Here is a 2,662-nt window from a genome sequence, read left to right as displayed (position 1 = left end):
CCGGCGATGAGGCCGGTACAGGCATCGTCATTGCCCCGGGCTGAGCACCCGTTCCAGCTCTGCCGCCCGGTCGCGGGTCATGTCCATCATGCATGACCCTCCCTCCAGCTGCGCCATGGTCCCGCCACTGGCCTGCACATGGAACTGGCAATTGCCATCGCGGTAGGCCAGCCATTTACGCTGCACATCCCGCAGGCTTTTCTGCTGCCCGGCATCCAGCTTGCCCATCAACTGCTTGTACACCCGGTTCAGGCGCTGGTCCTGCACGTGCGTCTCGGCCTGGATGCACTGGCTCATGGCCACGGTGCTGGAGGCCTTGTCCATGCACTGGCCGTAGGCCGGCGTGTAATCGTCCGCCACGGCCAGCGGCAAAATGCCGGCCAGTGCCAGGCCTGTCAGGCAATGCTTGATCATGCAAACCCTCCTTGCGGGTATCAAAACGACTGCGGCTGTTCCGGCGGCATCAGTACCTTGCCTGGCTGGAAGCGCAACGATGGCATCTGCGTTGCCGAATAGAGCGCCACGCCCAGCGCCGCAATCAACGCCACATCCAGCCAGTTCCAGCCCGGCATGTCGTCGGCGCTACGTGCCTTCCAGCAATGCCAGGCCTGCCCCAGGCAAAACACCCCAATGGCCGCCAGCCATAGATAAAAGCCAGCACCGAAACCGGTCAGGTCGTGGAACTCATAGCTCTGGTTGTCCGGAAGGCGGGTGATGCCGAAACTGCTGGCCGCCAAGTACGCGGCCACCAACCCGGCCAGCAATGCCAGGCGGCGGAACCGTCGATGGGCAAGAATGGCCAGGGCCAGCAGCGGGTTGGCAAACCATTGGTACAAGCCGAACGGCATACCCCATGGCCCGTACAGCAACATTTGCAGGGCCGGCATGTGGCGATCGCCACTCATCAGCGCGCCATCGAAAAACAGGGCGAGCAGATACAGCAGCAGGCTGATGCTAAGGTAGAAAACGGGCAAGGGGCACACCTGGAGGAAACGGGACAGCCTACGACCTTAACCCAGGCCCTGCCCCGCTTCCAGACCCTGGATGGTTGCCGCACGGAGACACCATGCGGCGCAAGACTATGCAACGGGTGGCTCAAGCAACAAGCCATAGATACCCGAGTCAGACAATTCACCGGCCACACACCAGCGTGCCCGCAGGGTGCCCTCCAGCACGAAGCCCTGGCGCTCGAGTGTGCGCGCCGAGCCTTGGTTGCGGGGGTCGATTTCGCCTTCCAGGCGGCGCAGGTGCAGGGTGTGGGCGAGGTAATCGATGAAGCAGGTCAATGCTTCGTCCATGTAGCCCCTGCCCTGCACGGCACTGGCCAGGCAGTAGCCGATTTCGCCGCGGCGGGACACATCGTCGATGTTGAACAGCTGCACCATGCCGATGAGCTCACCATTGTCACGGCGATACATGCCGAGCTTGAGCTGGTCGCCATTGGCATAGGCTTCGCGGTCGGCGGCCAGGGCGCTTTCGGCTTCGGCCAGGTCTTGCCAGGGTGCATGGTGCCAATAACGCATGACCTCGGGGTCGGCCATGATCGCCAGCCATTGCGCGGCATCGGCATGGCGCATGGGGCGCAATTGCAGACGCGGGCTGTCGAGGCAGAGGTCACTGGGGAAACTGCGGGGTGGGGTCACGCCGGATCTCCTGTCCATTGCTGGGGAGATGACAGTTTAACGTCAAGTGCAGGGTTCAGGCAGCCCGGGGCTGCTTTGCAGCCCATCGCTGGCAAGCCAGGCTCCCACAGGTTCACCACAGGCCCGGAGCCTTGCACGCACCCTGTGGGAGCCTGGCTTGCCGGCGATGGGGCCGCAAAGCGGCTCCAAAAATCGCTCAGGCGCCTCGGTTCAAGCCCATTTCCATGTCATTGATCAGCGCCTTGGCCATGGCACTGAGAATCCGCGCTGCGCTGCCGGCGATCTTGTCGCCCTCCATCTCGGCTTCCTCGTTCAGGTGCTTGATGCAGCCGATCAGTACCGACAATTCATCGAATGCCAGATCAAGCGGTACACCTGGTTCAACCCGGTACAGCTCAAGGAATTTTTCCACGCCTGCGGTGGTGCGGGATTTGAGGTGGTTGGTCATGCCTTTGCCTCCAGCGCTTTCATATGGGCTAGCAGGGCATGCAGCTGGCTGGTCTGGGCCGACATGGCTTCGAGCAATGAAGCACGCAAAACCGGAGCTTCGGCGTCGAGATACTGGATGATGATGCTGGAAAGGGTGTCCATGACCTGTGTGGCCTGGGACTTGGCGGCTTGGTAGGTCAGGTCTGTAACGGGTGGATCAGGGACAAGTTTTTTCATGATTGACTCCAATAGGTTCAAAGGAGCAACCACCTGAAATCCTTCTCACAGATTTGGGCGGCAGCCGTGCGCGAGGTGAGAAGCCCGTGTTGGAGTCACCACGGTCAGACCGAAGCCTGCACGCGCACAGCTGCCATGAACTGACAGGAAGACTACCAACGACGAGTTCTCACACTCGCTCGCCTTTTGGGCGAGCAATGAAGTTACCGCTGGAGCATTTCCCCGTATGTCAGACGGCATCCGACTGAGGTCGTAGGATAAATCCCAATCCTTGGCAACCTGAAGCATTTGGTTTCAGGTTCAGAATTTTCTTACAGCTGATGGCTAGCGCGATCCCTGTGGGAGCGGCCTTG

The 2,662-nt window shown here is 61.0% G+C and carries 5 protein-coding genes; all 5 read right to left on the bottom strand.

Annotated elements, in window-relative coordinates; genetic code table 11:
- Nucleotides 1-27 precede the first annotated feature (27 nt).
- The 5 genes from ACK1VC_RS26770 to ACK1VC_RS26750 all read right to left on the bottom strand — a co-directional run bounded on the left by ACK1VC_RS26770 (nt 28) and on the right by ACK1VC_RS26750 (nt 2,309).
- Nucleotides 28-414, bottom strand: coding sequence for a lysozyme inhibitor LprI family protein (locus ACK1VC_RS26770; protein WP_016484952.1), 387 nt, complete (start codon nt 412-414; stop codon nt 28-30).
- A gap of 20 nt (nt 415-434) precedes the next feature.
- The gene (locus ACK1VC_RS26765) at nt 435-974 is read right to left on the bottom strand and encodes a hypothetical protein (RefSeq protein WP_095115825.1); all 540 of its coding nucleotides are present in this window, start codon (nt 972-974) and stop codon (nt 435-437) included.
- 105 nt (nt 975-1,079) lie between these two features.
- Nucleotides 1,080-1,643 carry a GNAT family N-acetyltransferase gene (locus ACK1VC_RS26760; protein WP_016484950.1) on the bottom strand — a complete coding sequence of 188 codons (564 nt, stop codon included), beginning with the start codon at nt 1,641-1,643 and terminating at the stop codon, nt 1,080-1,082.
- A gap of 196 nt (nt 1,644-1,839) precedes the next feature.
- Nucleotides 1,840-2,091, bottom strand: coding sequence for a DUF3077 domain-containing protein (locus ACK1VC_RS26755; RefSeq protein WP_060517655.1), 252 nt, complete (start codon nt 2,089-2,091; stop codon nt 1,840-1,842).
- Nucleotides 2,088-2,309 carry a hypothetical protein gene (locus ACK1VC_RS26750; RefSeq protein ID WP_172455932.1) on the bottom strand — a complete coding sequence of 74 codons (222 nt, stop codon included), beginning with the start codon at nt 2,307-2,309 and terminating at the stop codon, nt 2,088-2,090. Before ACK1VC_RS26750 ends, ACK1VC_RS26755 begins: the two co-directional genes overlap by 4 nt.
- Nucleotides 2,310-2,662 lie beyond the last annotated feature (353 nt).

The sequence above is a fragment of the Pseudomonas sp. XP2 genome, assembly GCF_053557975.1.
Note: the sequence above shows the minus strand (reverse complement) of the source record. Positions and strands in the feature narration are given on the sequence as shown.